Source organism: Burkholderia sp. NFPP32 (genome assembly GCF_900119325.1).
In the GTDB taxonomy this organism is placed as follows: domain Bacteria; phylum Pseudomonadota; class Gammaproteobacteria; order Burkholderiales; family Burkholderiaceae; genus Burkholderia; species Burkholderia pyrrocinia_C.
In genome coordinates this window covers 176,801-201,178 of record NZ_FPJP01000003.1, presented here as the reverse complement: position 1 = coordinate 201,178, position 24,378 = coordinate 176,801, and the positions used below count along the sequence as shown (strand labels likewise).

The window sequence follows — 24,378 nt, the reverse complement described above, 5'->3', positions numbered from 1 at the left end:
CGCGTCATGCATCGCTCGGCTTCGTGATCGCGGCGGCGATCGATGCGCGCATTCCGTCGTATCGGGCCTCGCCAGGCCGCGTCACGCCGGATACGAATCGTCGACCTTCAGGTTCGCGAGCCGGAACAGCGTGCGCAGCGTCTGCGGATGAATGTCGCGGTGCGCGGCGAGCGACGTCAGCATGAAGTCGAGCACCTTCGCGTAGCGAAGCAGCACGAGGCAGCGCGGGAGATCGGGCGCGCGGCCGCGCATCTCTTCGGCGATGTGGACCATTTCGGTCGACAGCGTGCGTGCCATCTCGAGTTCCATCTGCTGTTTTTCGGTCCAGTCGGGCAGCGGCTGTTCGAGCACCTTCGCGAGAAAGAGCTGGAACGCCGTGTCGGACGAATTGGGCAGCGCATCCATGAGGGGCCTCGTTGCTTGCGCGGATCGTTCGGGCGTATTCGTGGATGCGCCCGAGGTTGAATTTGTGTCCGCGCGGGTCGTCGGCGCGGCTTTTACCGGAACGGAATGCAGTTTCCGTACCAGCGCCGCGATCCGATTGTCGAGCGATGTCGAGCGGCGATCCGGCGCCGGCCGGCGAGTCCCGCCGGTAGTGGGTTGCGCAGGCGGTCGAGGAGGATGTCTACAGGCGGGGCGTGGTGGACGTCAGGCCCACGGAGGGGCTCGGCGACGCGAAATGCTTCACGGATGTAACGTAACGCGGGCGGAACGCGCGGTGCGTTTCTGCCGGCGAACGGCCGAAACGTGCCGATCCACGCGTTCCGCCCGCGTCTGCCGTGCGTTCGCTGGCGGGAACGTCGAAACGGGACGAGCTCCGTTGCATGGCGGAAACGGGCGGTGAATGCGCCGGGTGTTTCATATCCGAGACGGTTTCACGAACGGCGATTCGATTGGCGTGGCCGTCGAACTGGCCCAGCGATTGGCCGCGCAATTGTCCATGGGCAGACGGCCCGCGTTTGCCAACAATCCCGGAACCAACCCTGCGAGATTCGACATGAGCGTCCACGCCTTCTTCTCGGCCAACCTGCTGCTGGCCTACACGGCCTATTTCATCGGCACGGCCAGCCCGGGGCCAAGCAATCTCGCGATCATGTCGGTCGCCGCGAACCAGGGCCGCAAGGCGGCGCTCGCGTTCGCGCTCGGCGTCATTTCGGGGTCGATGTTCTGGGCGACCGTGGCGGCGCTCGGCGTGTCGGCTGCGCTACTCGCATGGTCGAAGCTGCTGGTCGCGATCAAGATCTTCGGCGGGCTGTACCTGCTGTGGCTCGCATTCAAGTCGGGGCGCACGGCGCTGTCGGGCACGGCGGCGGCATCGCCGAACGCGGCGCGCGAGCAGCGGCTGTCGCGCTTCTACATGCGCGGCGCGATGCTGCACCTGACCAATCCGAAAGCCATTCTCGTGTGGGTGTCGATCGTCGCACTGTCGTCGAACGGCGCGGGCGCGTCGCACGGCGCGGTCGTGCCGGGCTGTGTCGTGATCGGGTGCCTGGTGTTCGGCGGTTATGCGCTCGTGTTCTCGATGGACGGCGCGCGCCGGCTGTATGTGCGCGGCCGTCGCGCGATGGAAGCGTGTCTCGCCGTCGTGTTCGGCGTGGCGGGGATCAGGCTGCTGGCGTCGAATGCATGATAAACAGCGCGGTGTTCGCTGAAACCCTCCGCAGCATCGACGCGCGGCGGAGGGTTCCCGCTTCACGATGGCTTCAGAAGATAAAGCCCGTATTGATGAACTTCGACGTGTGATCCGACACGATCGAGTCGAGCAACTGCTTGCTGCTGTCGGTCTGCTTCGCCGCGACCATCGAGCGGATCGAGAACGCGCGCAGCGCATCGCTCACCGACAGCGTGCCTTCGGCCGAATCCTTGCGGCCCGCGAACGGGAACACGTCGGGCCCGCGCTGGCACTGGCAGTTGATGTTCACGCGGCACACCTGGTTCACGAGCGGATCGACGAGCGCGCCGATCTGCACCGGATCGGAACCGAAGATGCTGACCTGCTGGCCATGATCCGACGTCGTCACGTAGTCGAGCGCGGTGTCGACGTCGTCGAACGGCGCGACCGGAATGATCGGCCCGAACTGTTCCTCGCGGTACAGCTTCATTCCTTCTGATACCGGATACACGACGGCCGGATAGAACAGCGTCTTGCTGAATTCGCCGCCCGAGTGGTTGATGACCTGCGCGCCCTTGGCCTTCGCGTCGTCGATCGCGTCCGTCATGTAGGCCGTGCGATGCATGCCGGGCAGCGGCGTGATGCTGACGCCTTTTTCCCACGGCATGCCGATCTTCAGCTGTTCGAGCGCGGCGGTGAAGCGCTTCAGGAATTCGTCGACGATCGAGCGGTGCACGAGCAGCATCTTCAGCGCGGTGCAGCGCTGGCCGTTGAACGACAGCGCGCCGAGCAGGCATTCCTTCACGGTGAGGTCGAGATCGGCGTCGGGCAGCACGATCGCCGCGTTCTTCGCGTCGAGGCCGAGGATCGCGCGCAGCCGGTGCGACTTCGGGTGCTGCTTCTTCAGGTGATCGGCCACCTTGCTCGACCCGATCAGCGCGAGCACGTTGATCTTGCCCGACGCGAGCATGTGCGGCACGACCACCGCGCCCGGCGCGTAGATCGTGTTGATCACGCCGTGCGGGAACGCGTCGCGGAACGCTTCGAGCAGCGGCTCGAACAGCAGCGTGCCGTACTGAGGCGGCTTGAACACCACGGTGTTGCCCATCAGCAGCGCGGGGATCAGCGTCGCGAAGGTCTCGTTCAGCGGATAGTTGTACGGGCCCATGCACAGCACGACGCCGAGCGGCGTGCGGCGGATCTGGCCGATCGTGCCTTCCGCGATCACGAAGCGCGAGTTCGCGTTGTCGAGCTCCTTCAGCGCATCGATCGTCTGCGTCATGTACGTGACGGTACGGTCGAACTCCTTCTGCGAATCGGCGAGGCTCTTGCCGATCTCCCACATGATCAGGTTCACGACCAGTTCGCGCTGCGCGACCATCCGCTTGATGAAGTCCTGCATGCACGCGATGCGCTGCTCGACCTTCATCGTCGGCCACTCGCCGCGGCCCGAGTCGTACGCGCGCACCGCTGCGTCGAGCGCCGCGTCGCTTTCCGTTTCGCCCATTACCGGATAGCTGCCGATCTCGACCTGCTCGACGCTGCCGTCCGCCTGCCGCACGCACACGGGCGACAGCACGGTCTTGGTCGCACCGTTCCACGGTCGAAGTTCGCCGTCGACGAGCGACACGCGCTGGTGAATCGGCGAAGCGAGCCGGAACTCGGCGGGGATGTCTTGATACGCGGGAAACAGTTGTTGCAGGGAGGCGGAATCGGGCATGACGGTCTCGTTTGACTAGGTGTCCGGGAAGGACGGGCGATGCGAATCCTGAGCTGAATGATCCTCGATCCTGAATCGGCATGATGACGCGGGCACGACGGCACGTCACGCGGGAACATGGCCGAATCGGCGATTGGAACCAGTTCCATTAAAAAGGAACGCCGATGCGAATGCAAGAATTGCCGAATCTCGTCGCATGCATCGTAAGCATTCAGAAAGACTGTTACCGAATGGCCGGTATAACGCGTTTGTTGCAACCGCAAACGTTTCACTTCGGCTGGTTTGGGCGGATAATGGCGCAGCGCGACGAAGAAAAAAATGAAGCGAGCCTGAGAGAGCAGACGTAGTGAACAACAGAAGAAGGTCCGCCGCGCTGCCGATGCGAGGTCGGCTGCCCGGAGCGCCGGGTCGGGGTTGCCCGGTCCGGCGCGCACCGGACCGTTGAATACGTGCCGCCCGTGCTTCACCGGATCCTTCGTGATCCTCTCCAGGCTTTTCGTCGTCGTATCCCGAACCCACCTTCTGCCTGACCGTTTCCGCGCAATCCATTCGATACGGCCGATCGATTTCTTTCGACGCGCTTACGTCGATATGCGGATCAGCACCTCGAAATGAAAGGCATTCGTCAGGAATGCAGAACGCGATGCGCATGCACGTTGCGGGCAGGCGACACGTTAAAAATTAATCGAAAACACGAATCATTCTCGTTTATTATTCCGCACCATTACGAGCCGTGACGGGATGTCACGGCTTTTTTCGTGCCGGTCGTGCCGGCCGGCATCCACCCGCGCCGGCCGTTCGCCGCCGGCATGCGCGACGGGGCGATCCCCCGCGCGCCATCTAGTTCACGGAAAGCTTCGTCGGTCGCTGCGCGATTCGCGCGTCGACCGGACGCGTTTCCGTTCGCCGTTTTCCTTCACCCCCTACGCTTACGATGAAACTCAACACGAGCGCTTGCCATGCGCTTCTGATCGTCACGTCGCTGGCCGGCGCCCGTACTTCGTTCGCGCAGGCGAGCGACGCCGCGGCGACCTTGCCCGCGATTTCCGTCAATGCGGCCGCCGAGCATGCGTCGTACGACGCGGGCCGGTCGCGCGCGGCGACCAAGACCGACATGTCGCTGATGGACGTGCCGCAGACGGTGAACGTCGTCCCGCACGCGGTGATCGAGGACCAGAACGCGACGTCGATGCAGGACGCATTGCGCAACGTGCCGGGCGTCGGCTTCTCGGTCGGCGACGGCCAGCGCGACCAGATCACGATCCGCGGTTTCAACAGCATCACCGACCAGTACGTCGACGGCATTCGCGACGACGCGCTCTACTATCGCGACCTGTCGAACGTCGAGCGCGTCGAGGTGCTGAAGGGGCCGGCTGCCGTGCTGTACGGGCGCGGCTCGGCGGGCGGCATCGTGAATCGCGTGCTGAAGCGGCCGGACGCGAACCCGGTGCGCGACGTGGGCGTGACGCTCGGCACGCGCGGCGAGCGGCGCGGCGAATTCGATCTCGGCTGGAATGCGAACGACGCGGCGCGCTTCCGCATCACCGGCGCGGCCGAGAACTCGAACAGCTTTCGCGACCAGTTCCAGCTCAACCGCCAGGCGATCGCGCCGTCCGCGCAGTTCAAGCTGGACAGCAACACGGTGCTGAACGTCGAATTCGACTACCTGCACGATCGCCGCACGTCCGACCAGGGTCTGCCCGCGTATCGCGGCCGGCCGGTCGACGTGCCGATCAACACGTATTACGGCTCGGCCGACGCGGCGAACAGCTCGTACAACGACGTCTCCGCGAAGAGCGCGACGGTGTCGCTCGATCACCGCTTCAGCGATACGCTGTCGTTCCATGGCGCGATCCGCGCGTACGACTTCTCGCTCGAACGCAAGAACTACGTGACGTTCGAGCCGATCAAGACGGCCGCGCACCCGGTCGTGACGCTCGACCAGTCGACGCGCCAGCGCACCGACCACGGCATCGACGGCCTGTTCGAGCTCACGCAGAAGACGTCGCTGTTCGGCATGCGCCACGAGCTGCTGTACGGGCTGGAACTGTCGCAGCAGCAGAAGTTCGACACGATCTACAACGTGACGAAGGTCGCCACCTACGATCTCTTCAATCCGCAGCAGGTGATCCTGCCCGGCGTGCCGACCGGCGCGCGTGCGAAGACGAACGCGTCGACCGTCGTCGGGCTCGCGGGCGTCTATGCGCAGGACCTGATCTCGCTGACCGAGCACTGGAAGGTGCTCGCGGGCCTGCGCTTCGACTACCTGAACCAGATCCGCCACGACTACACGTCGTCGAACGTCAATCTCGACCGCACCGATCACGCGTGGAGCCCGCGCGTCGGCCTGATCTACGAACCGCTCGACTGGCTGACGCTGTACGGCTCGTTCAGCCAGTCGTTCTCGCCGCTCGCCGATACGCTGATCAGTTCCGGCGCGTTCTCGAACGGCGCCGCGCTCGCGCCGCAGAAGACCACCGCGTATGAAGTCGGCTCGCGCTTCGACCTCGGCGGCAAGGCGACGGCCAGCGTCGCGCTGTTCGACATGCGTCAGACCAACCAGCAGATCGGCGATCCCGCGAATCCCGGTTATGCGCTGCCGATCGGCACACAACACGTGCGCGGGATGGAGCTGGGCTTCACCGGCGAGATCGCGCCGAAGTGGTCGGTGTACGCCGGTTACGCTTACATGAACGGCACCGTCGACGGTTCGCCGCAATCGACGGCGGCCGGCCTCGCGCTGTCGAGCAACACGCCGGGGCTGATGCCGCGCCACAGCGCGAACCTGTGGCTGAAGCGCGAACTGCCGTACGGCTTCTATGCGGCGGCCGGCATGCAGTTCCAGTCGGCGCGTTACACGTCGGCTAGCGATCTCGTCACGCTGCCGTCGTTCACGGTGTTCAACCTGGGCGCCGGCTATCGCAGCAAGAAGGTCGACGTGACGCTCACGCTCGACAATCTGTTCAATCGTCGCTATTTCATTGCAGCGCACGGCAACGCAGACCTGTACAACATGCCCGGCGATCCGCGTACGCTGACCGCGACGGTGAAGTGGCACATGTAACGCTTGCGCTGCGCGACAGTGCGGGTCTTCGTCACGACGACCCGCACCTTGCTGCCAATGATCCGGAAAGCGTTTGATGTGTCGAACGTGAACGGCCGCGCCCGCGCGCTGTGACCTGAAGCGAGCGCGCTACTCGACGTCCTCGTCATCCTCCGCGTCGGCGCCGTCCGCATCCCCGTCCGGCGCCGCATACGCGCTCGCCTGCTCGAGCAGCCAGCCGCGAAACAGCTCCAGCGGCTTGCTGTGGCTGAATTCCGTCGGATACACGAGGTAGTACGCCGAATCGCCGACCGTCGCCGCGTCGCACGGCACGACCAGGCCGAGCTGCTGCAACTGTTCCTCGACGAAGAACTTCGGCACGAGTGCGATCCCGAGCCCGGCCGCGGCCGCGCTGATCAGCATCGTGTGCAGCTCGTAGCGCACGCCCTGCATCGTGCGGATATCTTCGACGCCATGCGTCTCGAACCACTGCGCCCACGCGCCGGGGCGCGTCGTCGAGTGCAGCAGCGGATACGCGAGCAGATCCTCGACACGCTCGACCGGCCCGTCGAGCAGCGCGGGCGAGCAGATCGGCACGACTTCCTCGCCGAACAGGTAGTCGGACGACGTGCCGGGCCAGGTCGGCTTGCCGTAGTGGATCGCGGCCTCGAAATGGGTGTCCTCGAACGAGAACAGGTCGGTGCGGCTGCCCATGTTCACGCGCACGTCGGGCGTGCGGTCGTAGAAGCTCTTGATGCGCGGGATCAGCCAGTGCGACGCGAACGTCGGCAGCACCGCGAGCTCCAGGTAGCCGCCGCCGCTGCCGTGCGCGATGATCGACAGCGTGTCGCGGTCGAGCGCTTCCAGCGCGCGCCGCACCTGCGTGCCATATAGCTTGCCGGCGCGCGTCAGCACGACGCGCTGCTTCACGCGCGCGAACAGCCGCACGCCGAGGCTCGCCTCGAGCGTCGCGATCTGCCGCGATACCGCGCTTTCGGTCAGGAACAGCTCCTTGGCCGCGTGCGTGAAGCTCTCGTGGCGCGCGGCGGCTTCGAAAGCCACCAGTGCGCCCATGTTGGGGATCTTGAATTTGCGCATGATGCTCTATTTGTCTGACGAACTGACCCGCGCGGCGCGGGCCGGCGAGCGGGTCGGGGACGGTCGATAATTCCAAAAACTCATCACGTGTCAATTTAATCTCGCTTTACGCCCGGCTGCAACCCTTTGAATAATGCTCCCCACGCAAGGTCAGGCGCCCGACGGGCCGCCGGCCGACGAGTTGCCGGCACGATTGCCGGCGGTCCCCCGAGACGAGAATCCTGATGCGCAATCCGAATATCGAGAGCTTGCTGACGAAGCTGCTGGGACAGGCGAAGACCGACGCCCTGTTCTCGACCCTGAACATGCCGGCCATCCTCGAAGAATGGGAGGACGGCGTCGTGACGCGCGCGGAGATCGCGCAGGCGATGAACATGGCGCTGTTCGAAGGGCTGCTCGAGCGTTCGGCGAACGGCCGCGCGTACACGGCCGACGCGATCGAAAGCGGCGGCTCGGTCTACTTCGACCACGGCGCGCTGCGCACGGTGCGCTGGCCGCACACGGGCGCGCTGCCGCCGGGCGAGGCCGCGTTCACGCGCATCCTGCGTCCGCTCGGCTTCCGCCTGAACGGCCGTTATCCGCTCGACAAGCTCGGCATGACCGGCCGCGCGTATGCGCACGAGGATGCGCCGGACGAAATCGCGCAGTTCTTCGTCAGCGAACTGCACCCGGAACGTTTCTCGAAGGAATTCCAGCAGGCGGTGACGAACGTCGTGAGTTCGTCGCGCGATCCGCTGTCACCGGCGGCCGTTGCGCTGCTGTGGGAAGTCGAACGCGAAGGCTGGCTGTCGCTCGACGCCGCGCACGCACTGCTGCCGGAGATCGTCGGCGCCTTCGCGCGCCAGCACGACCTGCCGAACGAACTCGACTACGAAACGCTGCTGATGGAATCGGCGGAAATGGCGTGGATCTCGACCGAAGGCAACGCGTTCAACCATGCGACCGACCGCGTCGCCGACGTGTTCAAGCTGTCCGACGACGAGAAGGCGAAAGGCCGGCCGATGAAGCCGGAAGTCGAGCGCTCGCGCTCGGGCCGCGTGTTCCAGACCGCGTATCGCGCGGACACCGTCGAGCGCGAGTTCCGCACGCGCGACGGCGGCACGGTGAAGCGCAACGTGCCGGGCTCGTTCTACGAGTTCATCACGCGCAAGCGCACGTTCGACCAGACGGCGCGCCGCTGGGTAACCGACCTGCGTTTCGATGCCGGCAACGCGCAGGGCATCTTCAAGATGACGGCGAACGCGGCGAAGTAATGGACGTAAAGCGGGGCGCTGCGCCCCGCTGCCGAAGCAACGAGCCGATCGGGCAGGGAGCGCATGCGCCCTGCCCGATTTGCGTTGGGTGGCCCGTGATACAGCGGGATGCGCGCGGACGTTCGATCGGCAGCGGCGGATTGCCGTGTCGCCGTCGATGTCCTCGCCGGGTGGGTAGCCTGAGGAGGCCGGCGGAGCATGCCGGGTGCCGCGCCGATGTCAGAGGATATGCGTGATCAGATAGAACAGCACCAGCAGCCCGACCGGTACGCCGAGCAGCCAGGCGATCAGATATTTGCCCATGTCGTTGTCCTGGTGGCCGCGACGCCGGCGGCGCCGCGGCGGGTTGAGGGTTGCGGTTTGCCGGTTGCGTTACAGCTCGCGATCGAATTCCTTCAACTGCGCTTCGGCCGCGTCGCGGGCGATCCCGTAACGTTCCTGGATCTTCCCGGCCAGATAGTCTCGATTGCCTTCCGCGACCGCGAGATCGTCGTCGGTCAGCTTGCCCCACCTGGCCTTCAGCTTGCCGGTGAGCTGCTTCCACTGGCCCTTGATCTTGTCCTCGTTCATCGTGTGCTCCTTGTCGGAATGGGATAAAAGCGCGGCAGCCGCCGCGCGGGAGGTCAGGCCTTTGCCTTCAGGCCGGATGCGTCGACGTGCTTCACGCCCTTGACCGCGCGCGACACGGCGATCGCCTTCTTCACGGCGATCTTCGAGGGCAGCACGCCCGTCAGCGTGACGACGCCGTCGACCGTCTTCACGCCGATGTCGAGACTCTTCACGCCGTCGGTGGAGGCCAGTTGGGCCTTCACCTTGGTCGTGATCCATGTGTCGGTGACGGGCTGGTTCGATTCGGCCTGCATGCCGTTGCCGTTGTCGGCCGACGTGTCCTGCGCATAGGCGCTCGCGAGCGGCGCGGCACTCAGCAGGAAGGCTGCGCCAACGGCGAGCAGGGTCGAAAAATGCCGGGTCTTGTTCATTGAAGTTCTCCGTCGATTGACGTGTTGAATGGGTAAGCGCGAACGCCGTTGTCGATCACCGGGCGATCGGCGTGTCGTAGCCGGGCTCGCGCGGCGGGATGTCGGGGCGCGGCACGTCGGGCGGCAGCGGAACCGGCGGGTCCGTGCCGGGAGACGGTTCGGGCGGACTGTCCGGAGGCGGTTCGGGCCGCGTCGGATCGGGTGTCTGATGCAGCTTCATCGTGCTTCTCCTGTGCGGTTCGGAGGGCAGCGCATGAGCGCCGATGCAGTACCAGCGTACCGATGCGAACGGATGGGGACATCGCGCAAATTCACCTGTTCGACTAGTGCGTTTGCACCGGGAGCGGTGGCGGGGTTGGAGTGCGTCGGTTGCCCGAGATGCGGGGGGAGGGCGGGGCGGAAGCGGCGACGATCGGCGGGATGCCGTACGGTAGCGGCGGGCCGTGCGAATGTACTATGGCGGGTAGTGCATTCGCGCCTGTCGCGCCGATGGGCGGCAAGCGATCATCGCCAAACGCGCCGGCCGGCGCGTGTCGACAGAGGCGCAGCCGGCCCGGCAGTCATGTTGATGACATGGACAACCATTCGATGAACGAACAGGTCAACGAACAGGCGCTCAAGTCGCATACCGACCGGCGCCAGCTGCACCAGATCATCGCGGGGCTCACCGAGGGCGTGATCCTGATCGAGCCCGACCAGCGGATCGTGTGGGCGAACGAGGCCGCCCTCGCGATGCACGGCGTGACCGAACTGACGGCGCTCGGCGCGACCGTCACCGAATATCGCGAGCGTTTCCGGCTGCGCTACCGGAACAACCATCCGGTGCGCGACGGCCACTATCCGATGGATCGCGTGATCGCCGGCGAGGAGTTCAGCGACGTGACGGTCGAAGTCGAATCGGCCGCCGATGAAACCGTGAGCTGGGTCCACCGGATCCGCAGCCTCGTGCTGACGAACACGGCCGGCGAGCCCGACTGCCTCGCGCTCGTGCTGCACGACGCAACCGAATGGGCGAGCGCCGAGGAACGCTTCGAGCGCACCTTCAACGCGAATCCGGCGCCGGCCGTGATCTGCCGGCTCGACGATCTGCGCTACGTGAAGGTCAACCAGGGCTTTCTCGACCTGACGGGCCACGCGCGCGACGACGTGCTCGGCCGCTCGGTGTACGAGATCGACGTGCTCGAACAGGCCGAGCGGCGCGAGCTTGCGATCGAGCGGCTCGGCGAAGGCGCGACGATTCCGCAGATGGAAGCCGTGCTGAAAGTCGCCGACGGCGGCACGAAGGCGGTCGTCGTCGCCGGGCAGCCGATCGACATGAACGACGAAGCCTGCATGCTGTTCACGTTCATGGATCTCGAACCGCGCAAGCAGGCCGAGCGCGCGCTGCGGCAGAGCGAGGAGCGCTTCGCGACGGCATTCCGGATGGCGCCGGTCGCGACCGCGATCGTCACGGCCGACCGTTTCGAGCTGCTCGACGTCAACGATGCATTCGCCGCGATGACGGGCCATCCGCAGGACGACCTGCTCGGCAAATCCGCGGACGAGATCGGGCTGTGGGCCGAACGCGGTGCGTGGCAGCGTATCGAGGCCAGGCTCGTGCGCGACGGCAATGTGCGCAGCGCCGATGTGCAGATCCGCACGCGCGACGGCGACGTGCGCGATTGCGTCGTGTCGGCCGATCCTGTCGCGATTCACGGGCGGGATTGCCTGCTCGTCGCGCTGCTCGACATCAGCGATCGCAAGCGCACCGAGATGGAGCTCGTCTACGCGATCGAAACCGCGATGCAGGATGCGTCGTGGTTCAGCCGCACGCTGATCGAGAAGCTCGCGAACGTGCGGCGCGCGAATGCGCCGGACGCGGGCGCGCAACTGTCGGACCTGACCGCGCGCGAGCGCGACGTGTTCGATCTGCTGTGCCACGGTCTCGCCGACAAGGAGATCGCCGGCCGCCTCGGGCTTGCGCCGAACACCGTGCGCAATCACGTCGCGACGATCTACGCGAAGCTCGACGTGCACAGCCGCGGCGAGGCGATCGTGTGGGCGCGCGAGCGCGGGATCGTCGGCGCAGCCGAAGCGAACGGCGCGCGCGAGAAGGGTGGGGAGAAGGGCAAGGACTGACGCCGCCGGTGCGAATGCACCATGCGTGCTGGTGCATCCGCATCTGCCGCGCGCGGCGGATGCGTGCAAACCTGTCCACTCGGCGGTGCGGCGCAGGCCGTCACGCCGCCGGCTTTTCCCAACCGTCGCAGGAGACGACCATGGACAGGAATCGCATCGAAGGCAAGCTCAAGCAGGTCAAGGGGTCGGTCAAGGAAGCGCTCGGCAAGGTGACGGGCGACCGCAAGACGGAAGCGGAAGGTATCGCCGAACAGCAGGCCGGCAAGATCCAGGAGAAAGCCGGCGAGGCGGCCGACGCGGTGCGCAAGCATACGGGCGCGGATCGGCACTGACCGGATGACGCGCCGCCGCGGGCGTCGCGATGGCGTGCCGGTGTCGCGGCAATGATGCTTCATCGGCATGACCGCAGCCGGCCTTTCTGGACGGGCGCCGGCGCGTATCTCCACTGGCGCCTTCGGCTCACGGCCGGCCGTCGCGCGGGCCGGCCGCGCGGAACTTGATGAAAAATCCTCACAACGTAGTTCCGATAATTCGTTTGCTGCACGGGTATTGGCTACCCACAATCCGTTCACCTCTTTCGCGGTGAAAGGTTCTTCGGAGACGGAACCTCAGTGATCGGCCGACCGATTTGACGCCTTCGTCGAATGGCGCCCTGGCGGCGGACGACATCACCGGCACGCGAGAGGTCGCCGACGCGCGGCAGTCGCGCGTTGCATCCCGACCCACAGAAGAAGGATTGCCATGACGTTCCGCATTCGTTCGCTTTCCGGCGTTGCATTGACCGCCGCGATCCTCGCGTTCCAGACGGGCGCGGCCCATGCGCAGGAGACGGTCGTCAAGGTCGGCGTGGCTGGCCCGCTGACGGGCGGCGGCGCCGCGTACGGCAAGGACATCGAGAACGGCGTGCGCATGGCCGTCGACGAAGCGAATGCCGCGCGCACGACGGTGGGCGGCAAGCCCGTGAAGTTCGTCGTCGCGTCGCAGGACGACCAGAGCGATCCGCGCACCGGCGTGCAGGCCGCACAGCAGCTTGCCGACGCGCAGGTGGCCGTCGTGATCGGCCATTTCAATTCGGGCACGACGCTGCCCGCGTCGAAGATCTACGCGAAGGCCGGCATTCCGATGATCACGCCGTCGGCGACCAATCCCGACATCACGCGCGCCGGGCTCGGCACCGTGTACCGCGTGATCGCGACCGACACGCAGAACGCCGGCAACGCAGGCGCGTATGCGGCGAGCGTGACCAAGGCGAAGCACATCGCGATCATCGACGATCGCACCGCGTTCGGCCAGGGCGAAGCCGACGAATTCGAGAAGTCCGTGAAGGCGAACGGCGGCACGATCGTCGCGCGCGAATTCACGAACGACAAGGCCGTCGACTTCAGCGCGCAGCTCACGAAGATCAAGAGCACGAATGCCGATCTCGTGTTCTTCGGCGGCCTCGACGCGCAGGCCGCGATGCTCGTGAAGCGCATGCGCCAGCTCGGTATCCGCGCGCAGTTTCTCGCGGGCGGCGGCGTGATGAACGCGAACTTCATCAGGCTGGCCGGCAACGCGGCGGAAGGCGCGGCCGTGTGGGAATACGGGCAGCCGCTGTCGCGCCTCGCGAAGGGTAAGCTGTTCGAAACGAAATTCAGGCAGAAGTACGGCGTCGACATGCTCGCGTATGCGCCGTTCGCGTACGACGCGACGTGGATCGCGATCAACGCGATGCAGAAGGCCAATTCGACGAAGCCGGCCGATTTCAACGGCGCGTTGAAGGACACGCGCTACGACGGCATCACGGGCACGATCGCGTTCACGAACACGGGCGACCTGAAGAACCCGAGCTCGACGCTGTATGAAGTGAAGAACGCCGCGTGGCAGCCCGTCACGACGAAATCGGCGGATTGAACGCAAGCGCGCGGACTTTCGCGGCGATGCCGGACGTGCTGAAATACCGTGAGCGATCGGTTGCGATCGCGGCGCACGCCGGGGCGATCGCCCGGGAAGTCCGCGGACGCGACGCCGCGCGCGACGCGGCACGAACAACCAACGGGCGTGGCCGGCTGGCCGCGCCTTTTACGTGCAACTGGAGTCAGTCGTGAGTTCTCAAGTCGTCATCGTCGGCGGTGGTGTGATCGGCAGCTCGATCGCCTATTTCCTGCGCGCCACCGATCCGACGGTCGCCGTGACCGTCATCGAGCGCGACCCCACCTATGCGCGATCGTCGTCGGCGCTGTCGGCCGCGTCGATTCGCCAGCAGTTCTCGACGCCGCTGTCGATCGAGATGTCGCTGTTCGGCATCGACTTCCTGCGCACGATCGGCGAACGGCTCGAAGTGGACGGCAACCGGCCGTCGATCGATTTGCACGAAGGCGGTTACCTGTTCCTCGCGACGGCGGCCGGCGATGCGACGCTGCGCGAGAACCATGCGCTGCAGACCAGCCTCGGCGCCGATATCCGGTTGATGGATTGCGATGCACTGCGCGCGAAGTTTCCGTGGCTGAACGTCGACGATCTCGTGTCGGGTGCGTACGGCGTGAGCGGCGAAGGCTGGTTCGACGGCTACGGGCTCGTGCAGGCGCTGCGCAAGAAAGCGCAGGCGCTCGGGGCGCGTTATGTGGCGGCCGACGTGAAGTCGGTCGAACGCGATGGACGGAAGATCACGCATGTCGTGACGGGCGACGGCGAGCGTTATGCGTGCGACACGCTGGTCAACGCGGCCGGTGCGTGGACGCGCACGCTGTCGTCGATGATGGGTATCGACATTCCCGTGTATGCGCGGCGCCGCAGCATCTTCAACGTGTCGTCGCCGGCGAAGCTCGCCGATTGTCCGCTGCTGATCGATCCGACGGGCGTGTATTTCCGGCCGGAAGGGCGCACGTATATTTGCGGCACGTCGCCGAGCCCGGATCGCGACCCGGACGATTTGCCGCTCGACGAAGTCGATCACGACCTGTTCGACGACGTGATCTGGCCGACGCTCGCGAATCGCGTGCCGGAGTTCGAGGCGCTGCGCGTGGAGAACTGCTGGTCCGGATACTACGAGTACAACGTGTTCGACCACAACGCGATCATCGGGTATCACCCGGAGCTCGACAACGTCGTGTTCGCGAACGGCTACAGCGGCCACGGGCTGCAGCAAGGGCCGGCGACGGGGCGCGGCGTCAGTGAACTCATTCTGGGCGGGCGTTACGAAACGCTCGACCTGTCGCCGCTCGGCTGGGCGCGAGTGCTGGAAAACCGGCCGATCGTCGAAAAGAACGTCGTGTAGCACGGCGTGACCGCCCGGTGTGGGGTGGGCGGTATTCTCCTTGTGTCTCAAACCCATTGGCCCGACTTTGTCGGGCTTTTTTTGTTTATCGTGGATTTCGGTGGAGGGGTGCTTGGCGACTCGTTGCTGCCGGTCGCCCGGGTCGCTGATACGCGTCAATTGCGGTGCCTATCGAACCGGAACAACTGTGATGACCGCTCCACTCTGTTACCCGCCCTTGGGATTATGATGACGCGATCGGCTGCCGTGGCTTCGGGCACGATTGCGCGGCCTGTTCTGTCAGTTGGCCGGCGCTCGCTTGCCGGCGCTTTCCCGATGCATTTTCCGTAACACGAGGCGGCGATCTTTAAAGCCGCGAGTGGGGCGAACCATGGATCAAGGCGGTGACTTTATCGTGCGCACCATGTCGGCCGACGAGCTGGCCATGTCGGTCGAATGGGCGGCTGAGGAAGGGTGGAACCCCGGCTGGCATGATCCGCACTGTTTCAGGGAAGCGGACCCGGCAGGGTTCTTCGTCGGTGTTTGGCGCGGCGAGCCGGTCGCGTGCCTTTCCGCCGTCGCCTATGACGAACACTTTGGTTTCATCGGCCTCTACATCGTGAAACCCGGGTTTCGCGGCAAAGGCTTCGGTATGCGAATCTGGCAGCACGGCATGCGTTATCTTGGAGACCGCAACATTGGTCTCGATGGTGTCGTCGCCCAGCAGGCGAACTACAGGAAATCCGGGTTCCGGCTCGCGTACCGCAACATCCGCTATCAGGGGCGCGTGGACGGCATCGGGTGCGCGCATGTAGCGGGAGCGGCCGATGTGCCGTTCGAGCAGTTGCTTGCCTACGATCGCCAGTGTTTCCCCGCGGCGCGCGAGCGTTTCGTCTCCGCGTGGATCGCACAACCGGATGCCGTTGCGCTCGCAACGGTCGACGCCAGCCGTGTCGCCGGATACGGTGTCGTGCGCCGTTGCAACGCAGGCTGCAAGATCGGCCCGCTCTTCGCCGATGATGCAGGCGTCGCCACCGGGCTGTTTCGCGCGCTGGCGGCGAGCATGCCCGGCGAGGTCGTCGTGCTCGACGTGCCGGAAAAGAATCCAGCGGCCGTCGCGCTGGCGGAACGGCACGGCATGACGAGCGTCTTCGAAACCGCGCGGATGTACACGAAAGACGCGCCCGCGATCGCGCTCGATCGCGTGTTCGGGGTGACGTCGTTCGAGCTGGGGTGATGGGGCGGACGGGGCTGCCGTCGACGGCTGCATGTGGCAACATCGCGGTGATCCATACATCACGTCGGGGCGCGGGCGAGCCCAACTATCCGAGGGGGAACTGATGTTTGACCACGTCAAATTCGGAGTCAGCGATTTCGCAGCGAGCAAGGCGTTTTTCCTCAAGGCACTTGAACCGCTTGGTGTAGTAGTCGCGGGGGAGGGGGAGCCTTCGTACGGCGTCGAGCTTTGTCCGCCGGGGCCGTGGCAGCCTTCGTTGTGCCTGTTCCAGACGACGGAGAAGCCCGCGCATCTTCACATCGCGTTCAAGGCCGAGAATCGGCGGCAAGTCGACGAGTTCTATCGTGCGGCGCTCGAGGCGGGCGGGAAAGATAATGGCGCGCCGGGGTTGAGGCCGCGTTATAACGCGAATTACTACGCGGCGTTCGTCATCGGGCCGGATGGGCACAATATCGAGGTGGTTTGTCAGCGGGCGGAGGGGTGAATTTCTGTCGAGCCACGTTGGGCGGCGGGACTGTCTCTCGCGTCACGCTTTTATCGATAGCGGTAGACGGAGGTATTCGAAGCCATGAGTGAACATTGGCGTGACTGAGAGCGTGCATGCGCGAATATGAGAAGCAGCCAGGATTGACCGCTCGCATTGCGAGTATGAATTGTTCGTAGCCGTGCGGCAGGTCCCTTGCCTGGGACAAACCTTACCTCCGCGCTTCCCCATACGTCTCCTTACACACCTCCCGTAGCGCCTCGACGAGCAAATCCCGCGCCGGCGAGTGCGAATCAGCGGAGCGGGTAAACAGCGCAATGGGCGGAAGCGTCCACACCAGCGAGTAAGGCACGATCGCCACGCCGGCAATCCGTACCAGTTCCTCCGCGATATCGGCCGGTACGATCGAGACGGCCTCGTCGCTCGACGCGATCATTTCGCCGATCAGCTTGGACGAGTAGCTTTCGACGATCGGAACGGGCGGCGGGATGCCGGCCGACAGAAACAGGTCGGTCACCTGTTCCCGCATCGGCGTATGCGGCGCGCCGAGAATCCAGTCGAGCGCGTGCAGCTTGTTCCAGTCCAGCGTCGTGCGGGCCAGTTTCGCGGCAAGGCGCCGGCTCGCGATCATGCGCGGCTGCTGCTGGTACAGCACCTCGAACGAAACCCGGCCCAGATCGATCGCCGACGAAGCGCGCCCGATCACGATGTCGACGCTGTGATCCTTGAGTTGCAGCAGCAGCTGATCGCTGGTGCCTTCGTGAATCGTTACGGTCAGGCGCCGTTCCATGCGCGCTTGCAGCCGCTTCAGCGCTGCCGACAGCATCTGGCCGGAGATGAACGGAATCACGCCGATGTGCAGGTGGGCCGCATGCCCGGCGGCGACGGCCTCCATCTCGCGGGCGAGGTGGTCGAGATCCTTGATCATCGCTTTCGCCCGTTCGAGCACGACCGCGCCGAGCGCGGTCGGCCGCATGCCGCGCGACGAGCGCTCGAACAGCGGCGTGCCGAACATGCTCTCCAGCTCGGACAGCGCGTTCGTCACCGCGGGCTGGCTGCTGGCCATGTGCTCGGCGACGCGCGTCAGCGACCCGTGCTGCTGGATCTGCAGCAACAGCACCAGATGCCGAATCTTCAGACGTGCGCCAAGCCGCCTGACCACGTCGTTTGCGTCAAAAGTCATTGACTGGTCACGCATCCATCATGAAAAAGTGATGGGCCGATATTAAAACAGAATCATCTCCTTATGGCGGATCCCTAGAATCACCTCCATGGATCGCGCCGGGACTGGCCTGGCGCCCGTGCCCGGACCGAAAAACATGAAACAGACAGAGACACAGCAGCAGGCAGCGTTCGACTATCACGAGTTTCCGACCCCGGGGAAGATCTCGGTCGTCGCCAGCAAGCCGCTCGTGACCCAGCGCGATCTCGCGCTGGCTTACACCCCGGGCGTGGCGGGTGTGTGCGAGTCGATCGCGGCCGATCCGCTGCAGGCGCACCGCTTCACGAGCCGCGGCAACCTGGTGGGCGTGATCACCAACGGCACCGCGGTGCTCGGTCTGGGCAACATCGGCCCGCTCGCATCCAAGCCGGTGATGGAAGGCAAGGCCGTCCTGTTCAAGAAGTTCGCCGGGATCGACGTCTTCGACATCGAGATCAACGAGACCGATCCGGACAAGCTGGTCGACATCATCGCCGGCCTCGAACCCACGTTCGGCGGCATCAATCTCGAGGACATCAAGGCGCCGGAGTGCTTCACGGTCGAGCAGAAGCTGCGCGAACGCATGAAGATTCCCGTCTTCCATGACGATCAGCACGGCACGGCCATTACCGTATCGGCTGCTTTCATCAACGGGCTGAAGGTCGTCGGGAAGTCGATTTCGGAGGTGAAGGTCGTGACGTCGGGGGCCGGTGCGGCCGCGCTGGCCTGTCTGGACCTGCTGGTCGACCTCGGGCTGCCGGTCGAAAACATCTGGGTGACCGACATCGAAGGCGTCGTCTATCGCGGCCGTACCACGCTGATGGACCCGGCAAAGTCGCGCTTCGCGCAGGAAACCGATGCGCGCAAGCTGTCCGAAGTCATCGGCGGCGCGGACGTGTTCCTGGGCCTGTCGGTCGGCGGCATCCTGAGCGCGGAGATGCTGAAGGAGATGGCGGCGCGTCCGCTGATTCTCGCGCTGGCCAATCCGACGCCGGAGATCTTCCCGGAACTGGCGCATGCGACGCGCGACGATGTCGTCATCGCGACGGGCCGCTCGGACTACCCGAACCAGGTCAACAACGTCCTCTGTTTCCCGTACATTTTCCGCGGCGCACTGGACGTGGGCGCGACGACGATCACCCGCGAAATGGAAATCGCCGCCGTTCACGCGATCGCGGGGTTGGCCGAGGAAGAGCAGAACGAAGTGGTGGCGGCGGCCTATGGCGCGTACGACGTGGCCTTCGGTCCGCAATACCTGATTCCGAAGCCGTTCGACCCGCGCCTGATCGTGCGTATCGCACCGGCCGTGGCCAGGGCGGCGATGGAAGGCGGCGTGGCGACGCGCCCGCTGACGGATCTCGACGCGTATGTCGAGCAACTGCAGCAATTCGTCTACCACTCCGGTGCGTTCATGAAGCCGCTGTTCGCGACGGCGCGTCAGCTTGTGCGTGACGGCGGCAAGGCGCGGATCGTCTTCACCGAAGGCGAGGACGAGCGCGTGCTTCGCGCCGTGCAGGTGATCGTCGACGAGAAGCTTGCGCGTCCGATCCTGGTCGGGCGTCCGGAGGTGCTGCTGGCGCGGATCGAGCGGTTCGGTCTGCGTATTCGGCTCGGTCAGGATGTCGAAGTGACCAATCCGGAATATGACGAGCGGTTCCCGCAATACTGGACGACGTATTGGGAACTGCGGTGCCGGGACGGCATTTCGAAGGAGATGGCGCGCGTCGAAATGCGGCGTCGCCTGACCCTGATCGGCGCGATGATGGTGCGGCTCGGCGACGCGGACGGGATGATTTGCGGGACGGTCGGCGAGTATCACAATCACCTGCGGTTCGTCGACGAAGTGATCGGCAAGAAGCCCGGTGCGTCCACCTACGCGGCGATGAACATTCTGCTGCTCGACCAGCGGACGGTGGCGCTGGTGGATACGCACGTGAACGATAATCCCGATGCCGAGCAGATCGCGGAATTCACGATTGCTGCGGCCCGGCAGATGGAATGGCTGAACCTGACGCCGAAGGCTGCGTTGCTGTCGCGCTCGAACTTCGGTTCAGGCAGCGCGGCTTCGGGTGTGAAGATGCGCCGGGCGCTGGAGATCGTCCGGGAGCAGGCGCCTGATATCGAGGCGGATGGCGAGATGCACGGCGACTGTGCGCTCGACGAAGGGCTGCGGTCGCGGCTGCTGCCGATGTCGCCGCTCAAGGGCGCTGCCAATCTGCTCGTTTGTCCGAACGTCGATGCGGGGAACATTGCGTACAACCTGCTCAAGACCGAGGCGGGCAGCAATGTGGCGGTGGGGCCGTTCCTGCTCGGAGTCAACGCGCCGGTGAACATCCTCACGTCGAGCTCGACGGTGCGGCGGATCGTGAATATGGCGGCGTTGACGGTGATCGAGGCTAATCGGAGTGCTTCTGCCTGATCGATCGGCGCTCGTGGGGGAGGGCTACGGCCACCCCCCGCGTTTGTCGGTACTCGGCCGGTTGCTGCCGCTCGACACGCATCGACGAGCGGCCGCACCAACGCGCACATGAGACGCAATTCCACTTTGGCACGCCGATGCCGTTTCAAGCCGCCGGCAGCACGGCCGCCACGCCGTCCCCGCTACGCCTTTTTCGCATAGGCGCTGCACCAGCCTTTGGCATTGACCTGCTTGCCGCTGAAAATGGTGCACGGCGCCATCGCGACGCCGGCTTTGCCCTGGAAGAACTGGCAGCTCGCACAAGCCTGGCCCGCCTGAAAGTTCGGGAACTTCGCATGGTCGACCCGGCTTGCATCCGTCTTGTAACCGAGAGCCTGGGCATTTGCATCGGATTCCTGAACGGCGCCGGCATCTGCCGCCGCCGCGCGGCGTCCAAATGCCAGCGCGGATGCCAGAACGGTGGTGGTTGCAATAAAACGTCGGCGTGAAAATTTCATGGCGTCCTCCTGCATGTGCGAAGCGCTTGTCGCGTGACGAACGGGCGGCGAAGGGATCAGTGGAAGAAGAGTTCCCGCATGCCGAAAGTGTGATGCGCTTCGGCAGCCATCAGCACCATCAGCACCAGCAGGCACAGGGGCGGGATCAGGATGGCGTATACCAGCGCCAGCCGCTCCCACATCATGTGCATGAAAATCGATACGATCAGCCCGGCCTTGGCGATCATGAGCACGACGATCAGCACCCAGCGCAGCAGGCCCTGCACGTGGAAGTAATCCACCATGTACGACAACGTGCTCAGCACGAACAGCAGGCCCCAGATCTTCAGGTAAAGGCCGATCGGATGCTGCTGGCCGTGCGCGGCGTCGGGTCGATCGGCGGGATCGGTGTGGTCCATGGCCTGCCTCACCACAAATAGAACAGCGCGAAGATGAACACCCACACCAGGTCGACGAAGTGCCAGTACAAGCCGGCGATCTCGACGATCTGGAAGTTGCCGTGCTCGGTAAACCCCGGTTGCAGGATCTTGCGCGCGATCAGCAGCAGGTAGATCACGCCGCAGGTCACGTGAAAGCCGTGGAATCCGGTGATCATGAAGAAGCACGCGCCAAACTGCGCCGCGCCCAGCGGGTTGCTCCACGGGCGGATCCCTTCATGGACGATCAGCTTGGTCCATTCGAAGGCCTGCATCGACACGAAGGTCGCGCCCAGCAGCGCGGTGGCCAGCAACAGGGCGGCGGCGCGCCTGGCGTTGCGCCGGTAGCCGAAGTTGACGGCCATCGCCATGGTGCCGCTGCTGGTGATCAGCGTGAACGTCATGATGGCGATCAACAGCAACGGCACGTCCACGCCGCCCACCGTGAGCCCGAACACCTTGGAGGGATCGGGCCACGGCACCGTGGTCGACATGCGCACCGACATGTAGCCGATCAGGAAGCTGCTGAAGACGAAGGTGTCCGACAGCAGGAAGATCCACATCATCGCCTTGCCCCACGGCACCTTGAAGGCTTCGCGGTCGGCCGACCAGTCCGTGACGATGCCGCGCCAGCCGTCAGGCCCGGCGTCGGTGGGCGGGGTGTCGGCGGATTCGGTGGGAAGCGTGGGTGCGGTCATGGCGCGGCTCCATACAGCGGCCCGCAGATGGCCGCGACGAACGCAGGGGTGAGCCACCACATCGCCGCCAGCAGCACGAGCCAGACAGCCAGCAGGAAATGCCAGTAGAGGGCGCACAGCGCGATGGCGCGCTGGGCCCGGAACGGGTCCGTGCGCCGGAGACGCGCGATCGTCACGGCCCAGGCCGCCAGCCCGCCCAGCACATGCAATCCGTGCAGGCCGGTGAGCAGGTAGAGGAAGCTATTGGAAGGATTGACGGTGACGGTCTGCCCGGCCGCCGACAGCATGCGCCAGGCGATCAGTTGCCCGATCACGAACACGGCCGCCAGCACGCCGCCGCACGCGAGCCACGCCACGCGGTGCAAGGTCAGCTGCCGGGCACGCTGCATGGCAACGCTTGCCAGCACCAGCGCGCCGGTGTTCCACCACAGCAGCGCCGGATGCGGGATCGGCTGCCAGTCGGGCTCGCGCATGCGCATGCCATAGGCGAGCAGCAGCAGCGAAAACAAGGTCGTCGCCACCGCCATGAAGACCATCAGGCCGATGCGGCTCGCATTCGGCAGGACCGGTGGCGCGTCGGGTACGAAGGGGCGGGGCAGTGTGGTCATTCGCGGGCCTCGCCGGGTTGAAGCGTCGGGTGGGCCGCCGGCTCGGGCGCCGTCGCGGGCGGCTGGTTCTGCGGGACGAAGTCTTCCTCGTGCCCCGGCGGGCTGTATTCGTAAGCCCAGCGGTAGACGACGGGCAGCGCGGCGCCCCAGTTGCCGTGCACGGGCGGCGTTTGCGGCGTCTGCCATTCGAGCGTGGTGGCCCGCCACGGGTTGCCGTCGGCGCGCTTACCGCGCGCGAGGCTCCACGCGAGGTTGTACAGGAACAGCAACTGCGCCGCCGCAACGATCAGCGCAACGACGGTGATGAAGGTGTTGAGCGTCTGCGCCGAATGGGGAATGAAGCTGTAGCCCTCGTATGCGTAATACCGCCGCGGCATGCCGAGGATGCCGAGATAGTGCATCGGGAAGTAGATCGCATAGGTGCCGACGAAGGTGATCCAGAAGTGCGCGCGCCCGAGCGTATCGTTCAGCATGCGGCCCGTCACCTTCGGATACCAGTGGTAGATGCCGCCGAACACCACCAGGATCGGCGACACAGCCATCACCATATGGAAGTGCGCCACCACGAAGTACGTGTTCGACAGCGGAATGTCCACGCTCACGTTGCCGAGATAGAGCCCGGTCAGCCCACCCAGCACGAAGGTGCTGATGAAGCCGATGGCAAACAGCATCGGCACGGTCAGGTGGATATCGCCGCGCCACAGCGTCAGCACCCAGTTGTAGACCTTGAGCGCGGTCGGGATGGCGATGATGAGCGTGGTCGTGGCAAAGAAGAAGCCGAAGTACGGATTCATGCCGGCGACGAACATGTGGTGCGCCCAGACCACGAAGCTCAGCGCGCCGATGACGACGATGGCCCACACCATCATCCTGTAGCCGAAGATGCTCTTGCGCGCGTGCGTGCTGATGAGGTCCGACGCGATGCCGAAGGCCGGCAGTGCGACGATGTAGACCTCCGGATGCCCGAAGAACCAGAACAGGTGCTGGAACAGCAGCGGGCTGCCGCCGGCATGCTTGAGCGTCTGCCCCATCGACACCACGGCCGGTATGAAGAAGCTGGTGCCGAGTATCCTGTCGAGCAGCATCATCACCGCCGACACGAACAGCGCCGGAAACGCCAGCAGCGCCATGATGGTCGCGATGAAGATGCCCCACACCGTGAGCGGCATGCGCATGAGCGTCATGCCGCGGGTGCGCGCCTGCAGCGTGGTGGTGACGTAATTCAGGCCGCCCATCGTTGCCGCGACGATGAAGATCGCCAGCGACACGAGCATCAGCACGATGCCCCATTCCACGCCCGGCGTGCCCGGCAGGATGGCCTGCGGCGGATACAGCGTCCAGCCCGCGCCGGTCGGCCCGCCCGGCACGAAGAAGCTCGCCACCAGCACCAGCACGGCCAGCAGGTAGACCCAGTAGCTCAGCATGTTGAGAAACGGGAACACCATGTCGCGCGCGCCCAGCATCAGCGGGATCAGGTAGTTGCCGAAGCCGCCCAGAAACAGCGCCGTCAGCAGGTAGATCACCATGATCATCCCGTGCATGGTGACGAACTGGTAGTAATGGTTGGCGTCGATGAAGCTGAACTTGCCCGGAAAGCCGAGCTGCAGCCGCATCAGGTCCGACAACACCATGCCGACCAGGCCGATGGCGATGGCCGTCAGCGCATATTGCACGGCGATGACCTTGTGGTCCTGGCTCCAGATATAGCGGGTCCAGAAGCTTTGCGGGACGTGGTCGGTGTGCGCGTAGGGCATTGCAT

General features: G+C 65.2%; 23 protein-coding genes. 11 read left to right on the top strand and 12 right to left on the bottom strand.

Annotated features, from left to right (window positions below; all coding sequences use genetic code 11):
* Positions 1–81 precede the first annotated feature (81 nt).
* On the bottom strand, positions 82–405 hold the full coding sequence (locus BT264_RS07930; protein WP_072438439.1) for a DNA-binding protein: 324 nt from the start codon (positions 403–405) through the stop codon (positions 82–84).
* 592 nt (positions 406–997) lie between these two features.
* Between BT264_RS07930 and BT264_RS07925 the strand changes: the two genes are divergently transcribed.
* The gene (locus tag BT264_RS07925) at positions 998–1,630 is read left to right on the top strand and encodes a LysE family translocator (protein WP_072438441.1); all 633 of its coding nucleotides are present in this window, start codon (positions 998–1,000) and stop codon (positions 1,628–1,630) included.
* 73 nt (positions 1,631–1,703) lie between these two features.
* Here the strand turns inward: BT264_RS07925 and BT264_RS07920 are convergent, their stop codons facing one another.
* Positions 1,704–3,332, bottom strand: a complete 1,629-nt coding sequence (locus tag BT264_RS07920; protein WP_072438443.1) for an NADP-dependent glyceraldehyde-3-phosphate dehydrogenase — start codon at positions 3,330–3,332, stop codon at positions 1,704–1,706.
* A 934-nt stretch (positions 3,333–4,266) separates the two neighbouring features.
* Between BT264_RS07920 and BT264_RS07915 the strand changes: the two genes are divergently transcribed.
* Positions 4,267–6,396, top strand: a complete 2,130-nt coding sequence (locus tag BT264_RS07915; RefSeq protein ID WP_072438445.1) for a TonB-dependent receptor — start codon at positions 4,267–4,269, stop codon at positions 6,394–6,396.
* Between the two features lie 129 nt (positions 6,397–6,525).
* On the opposite strand, the gene BT264_RS07910 is transcribed toward BT264_RS07915, so the two are convergent.
* Positions 6,526–7,473, bottom strand: a complete 948-nt coding sequence (locus BT264_RS07910; RefSeq protein ID WP_072438447.1) for a LysR family transcriptional regulator — start codon at positions 7,471–7,473, stop codon at positions 6,526–6,528.
* A gap of 224 nt (positions 7,474–7,697) precedes the next feature.
* Between BT264_RS07910 and BT264_RS07905 the strand changes: the two genes are divergently transcribed.
* Positions 7,698–8,726 carry a DUF1338 domain-containing protein gene (locus BT264_RS07905; protein ID WP_072438449.1) on the top strand — a complete coding sequence of 343 codons (1,029 nt, stop codon included), beginning with the start codon at positions 7,698–7,700 and terminating at the stop codon, positions 8,724–8,726.
* A gap of 372 nt (positions 8,727–9,098) precedes the next feature.
* On the opposite strand, the gene BT264_RS07900 is transcribed toward BT264_RS07905, so the two are convergent.
* Genes BT264_RS07900 through BT264_RS39120 form a run of 3 tightly spaced genes read right to left on the bottom strand, consistent with a single transcriptional unit; the run spans position 9,099 to position 9,926 of the window.
* On the bottom strand, positions 9,099–9,296 hold the full coding sequence (locus BT264_RS07900; RefSeq protein WP_072438451.1) for a CsbD family protein: 198 nt from the start codon (positions 9,294–9,296) through the stop codon (positions 9,099–9,101).
* Between the two features lie 53 nt (positions 9,297–9,349).
* Positions 9,350–9,706, bottom strand: a complete 357-nt coding sequence (locus BT264_RS07895; RefSeq protein ID WP_072438453.1) for a BON domain-containing protein — start codon at positions 9,704–9,706, stop codon at positions 9,350–9,352.
* Between the two features lie 55 nt (positions 9,707–9,761).
* Positions 9,762–9,926 (bottom strand): hypothetical protein, encoded by a 165-nt coding sequence (locus BT264_RS39120; RefSeq protein ID WP_175964246.1) that lies wholly within the window; start codon positions 9,924–9,926, stop codon positions 9,762–9,764.
* A gap of 368 nt (positions 9,927–10,294) precedes the next feature.
* Here BT264_RS39120 and BT264_RS07890 point away from each other — a divergent pair, with 368 nt between their 5' ends.
* The 7 genes from BT264_RS07890 to BT264_RS07860 all read left to right on the top strand — a co-directional run bounded on the left by BT264_RS07890 (position 10,295) and on the right by BT264_RS07860 (position 16,780).
* Positions 10,295–11,824, top strand: a complete 1,530-nt coding sequence (locus BT264_RS07890; protein ID WP_072438544.1) for a helix-turn-helix transcriptional regulator — start codon at positions 10,295–10,297, stop codon at positions 11,822–11,824.
* Between the two features lie 140 nt (positions 11,825–11,964).
* Positions 11,965–12,156: a CsbD family protein gene (locus tag BT264_RS07885; RefSeq protein WP_072438455.1), complete on the top strand. Its 192-nt coding sequence runs from the start codon at positions 11,965–11,967 to the stop codon at positions 12,154–12,156.
* A gap of 409 nt (positions 12,157–12,565) precedes the next feature.
* Positions 12,566–13,717, top strand: coding sequence for a branched-chain amino acid ABC transporter substrate-binding protein (locus tag BT264_RS07880; RefSeq protein ID WP_072438457.1), 1,152 nt, complete (start codon positions 12,566–12,568; stop codon positions 13,715–13,717).
* Positions 13,684–13,911, top strand: a complete 228-nt coding sequence (locus BT264_RS07875) for a hypothetical protein (protein WP_072438459.1) — start codon at positions 13,684–13,686, stop codon at positions 13,909–13,911. The genes BT264_RS07880 and BT264_RS07875 overlap by 34 nt, the downstream gene beginning before the upstream one ends.
* A complete protein-coding gene (locus tag BT264_RS07870; RefSeq protein WP_072438461.1) occupies positions 13,908–15,080 on the top strand; it encodes an NAD(P)/FAD-dependent oxidoreductase in 1,173 nt (390 codons plus the stop codon). Before BT264_RS07875 ends, BT264_RS07870 begins: the two co-directional genes overlap by 4 nt.
* Before the next feature lie 370 nt (positions 15,081–15,450).
* Entirely contained in the window at positions 15,451–16,296 is an 846-nt protein-coding gene (locus BT264_RS07865; RefSeq protein ID WP_072438463.1) for a GNAT family N-acetyltransferase, read from the top strand.
* 103 nt (positions 16,297–16,399) lie between these two features.
* Complete coding sequence (locus BT264_RS07860) at positions 16,400–16,780, top strand: VOC family protein (protein ID WP_072438466.1); 381 nt, start codon at positions 16,400–16,402, stop codon at positions 16,778–16,780.
* Positions 16,781–16,991: 211 nt separating this feature from the next.
* Here BT264_RS07860 and BT264_RS07855 read toward each other — a convergent pair whose 3' ends face one another.
* Complete coding sequence (locus tag BT264_RS07855; protein ID WP_072438468.1) at positions 16,992–17,963, bottom strand: LysR substrate-binding domain-containing protein; 972 nt, start codon at positions 17,961–17,963, stop codon at positions 16,992–16,994.
* A gap of 136 nt (positions 17,964–18,099) precedes the next feature.
* Here BT264_RS07855 and BT264_RS07850 point away from each other — a divergent pair, with 136 nt between their 5' ends.
* Entirely contained in the window at positions 18,100–20,400 is a 2,301-nt protein-coding gene (locus BT264_RS07850; RefSeq protein ID WP_072438470.1) for an NADP-dependent malic enzyme, read from the top strand.
* 182 nt (positions 20,401–20,582) lie between these two features.
* Here BT264_RS07850 and BT264_RS07845 read toward each other — a convergent pair whose 3' ends face one another.
* Genes BT264_RS07845 through ctaD form a run of 5 tightly spaced genes read right to left on the bottom strand, consistent with a single transcriptional unit; the run spans position 20,583 to position 24,373 of the window.
* Positions 20,583–20,897, bottom strand: a complete 315-nt coding sequence (locus tag BT264_RS07845; protein ID WP_072438546.1) for a high-potential iron-sulfur protein — start codon at positions 20,895–20,897, stop codon at positions 20,583–20,585.
* Positions 20,898–20,953: 56 nt separating this feature from the next.
* Positions 20,954–21,295, bottom strand: a complete 342-nt coding sequence (locus BT264_RS07840) for a cytochrome C oxidase subunit IV family protein (RefSeq protein ID WP_034181991.1) — start codon at positions 21,293–21,295, stop codon at positions 20,954–20,956.
* Positions 21,296–21,303: 8 nt separating this feature from the next.
* Positions 21,304–22,011, bottom strand: a complete 708-nt coding sequence (locus BT264_RS07835) for a heme-copper oxidase subunit III family protein (RefSeq protein WP_072438472.1) — start codon at positions 22,009–22,011, stop codon at positions 21,304–21,306.
* Positions 22,008–22,619, bottom strand: coding sequence for a cytochrome c oxidase subunit 3 (locus tag BT264_RS07830; protein ID WP_072438474.1), 612 nt, complete (start codon positions 22,617–22,619; stop codon positions 22,008–22,010). Before BT264_RS07830 ends, BT264_RS07835 begins: the two co-directional genes overlap by 4 nt.
* Positions 22,616–24,373, bottom strand: a complete 1,758-nt coding sequence (gene ctaD, locus BT264_RS07825; RefSeq protein WP_072438476.1) for a cytochrome c oxidase subunit I — start codon at positions 24,371–24,373, stop codon at positions 22,616–22,618. The genes BT264_RS07830 and ctaD overlap by 4 nt, the downstream gene beginning before the upstream one ends.
* Positions 24,374–24,378 lie beyond the last annotated feature (5 nt).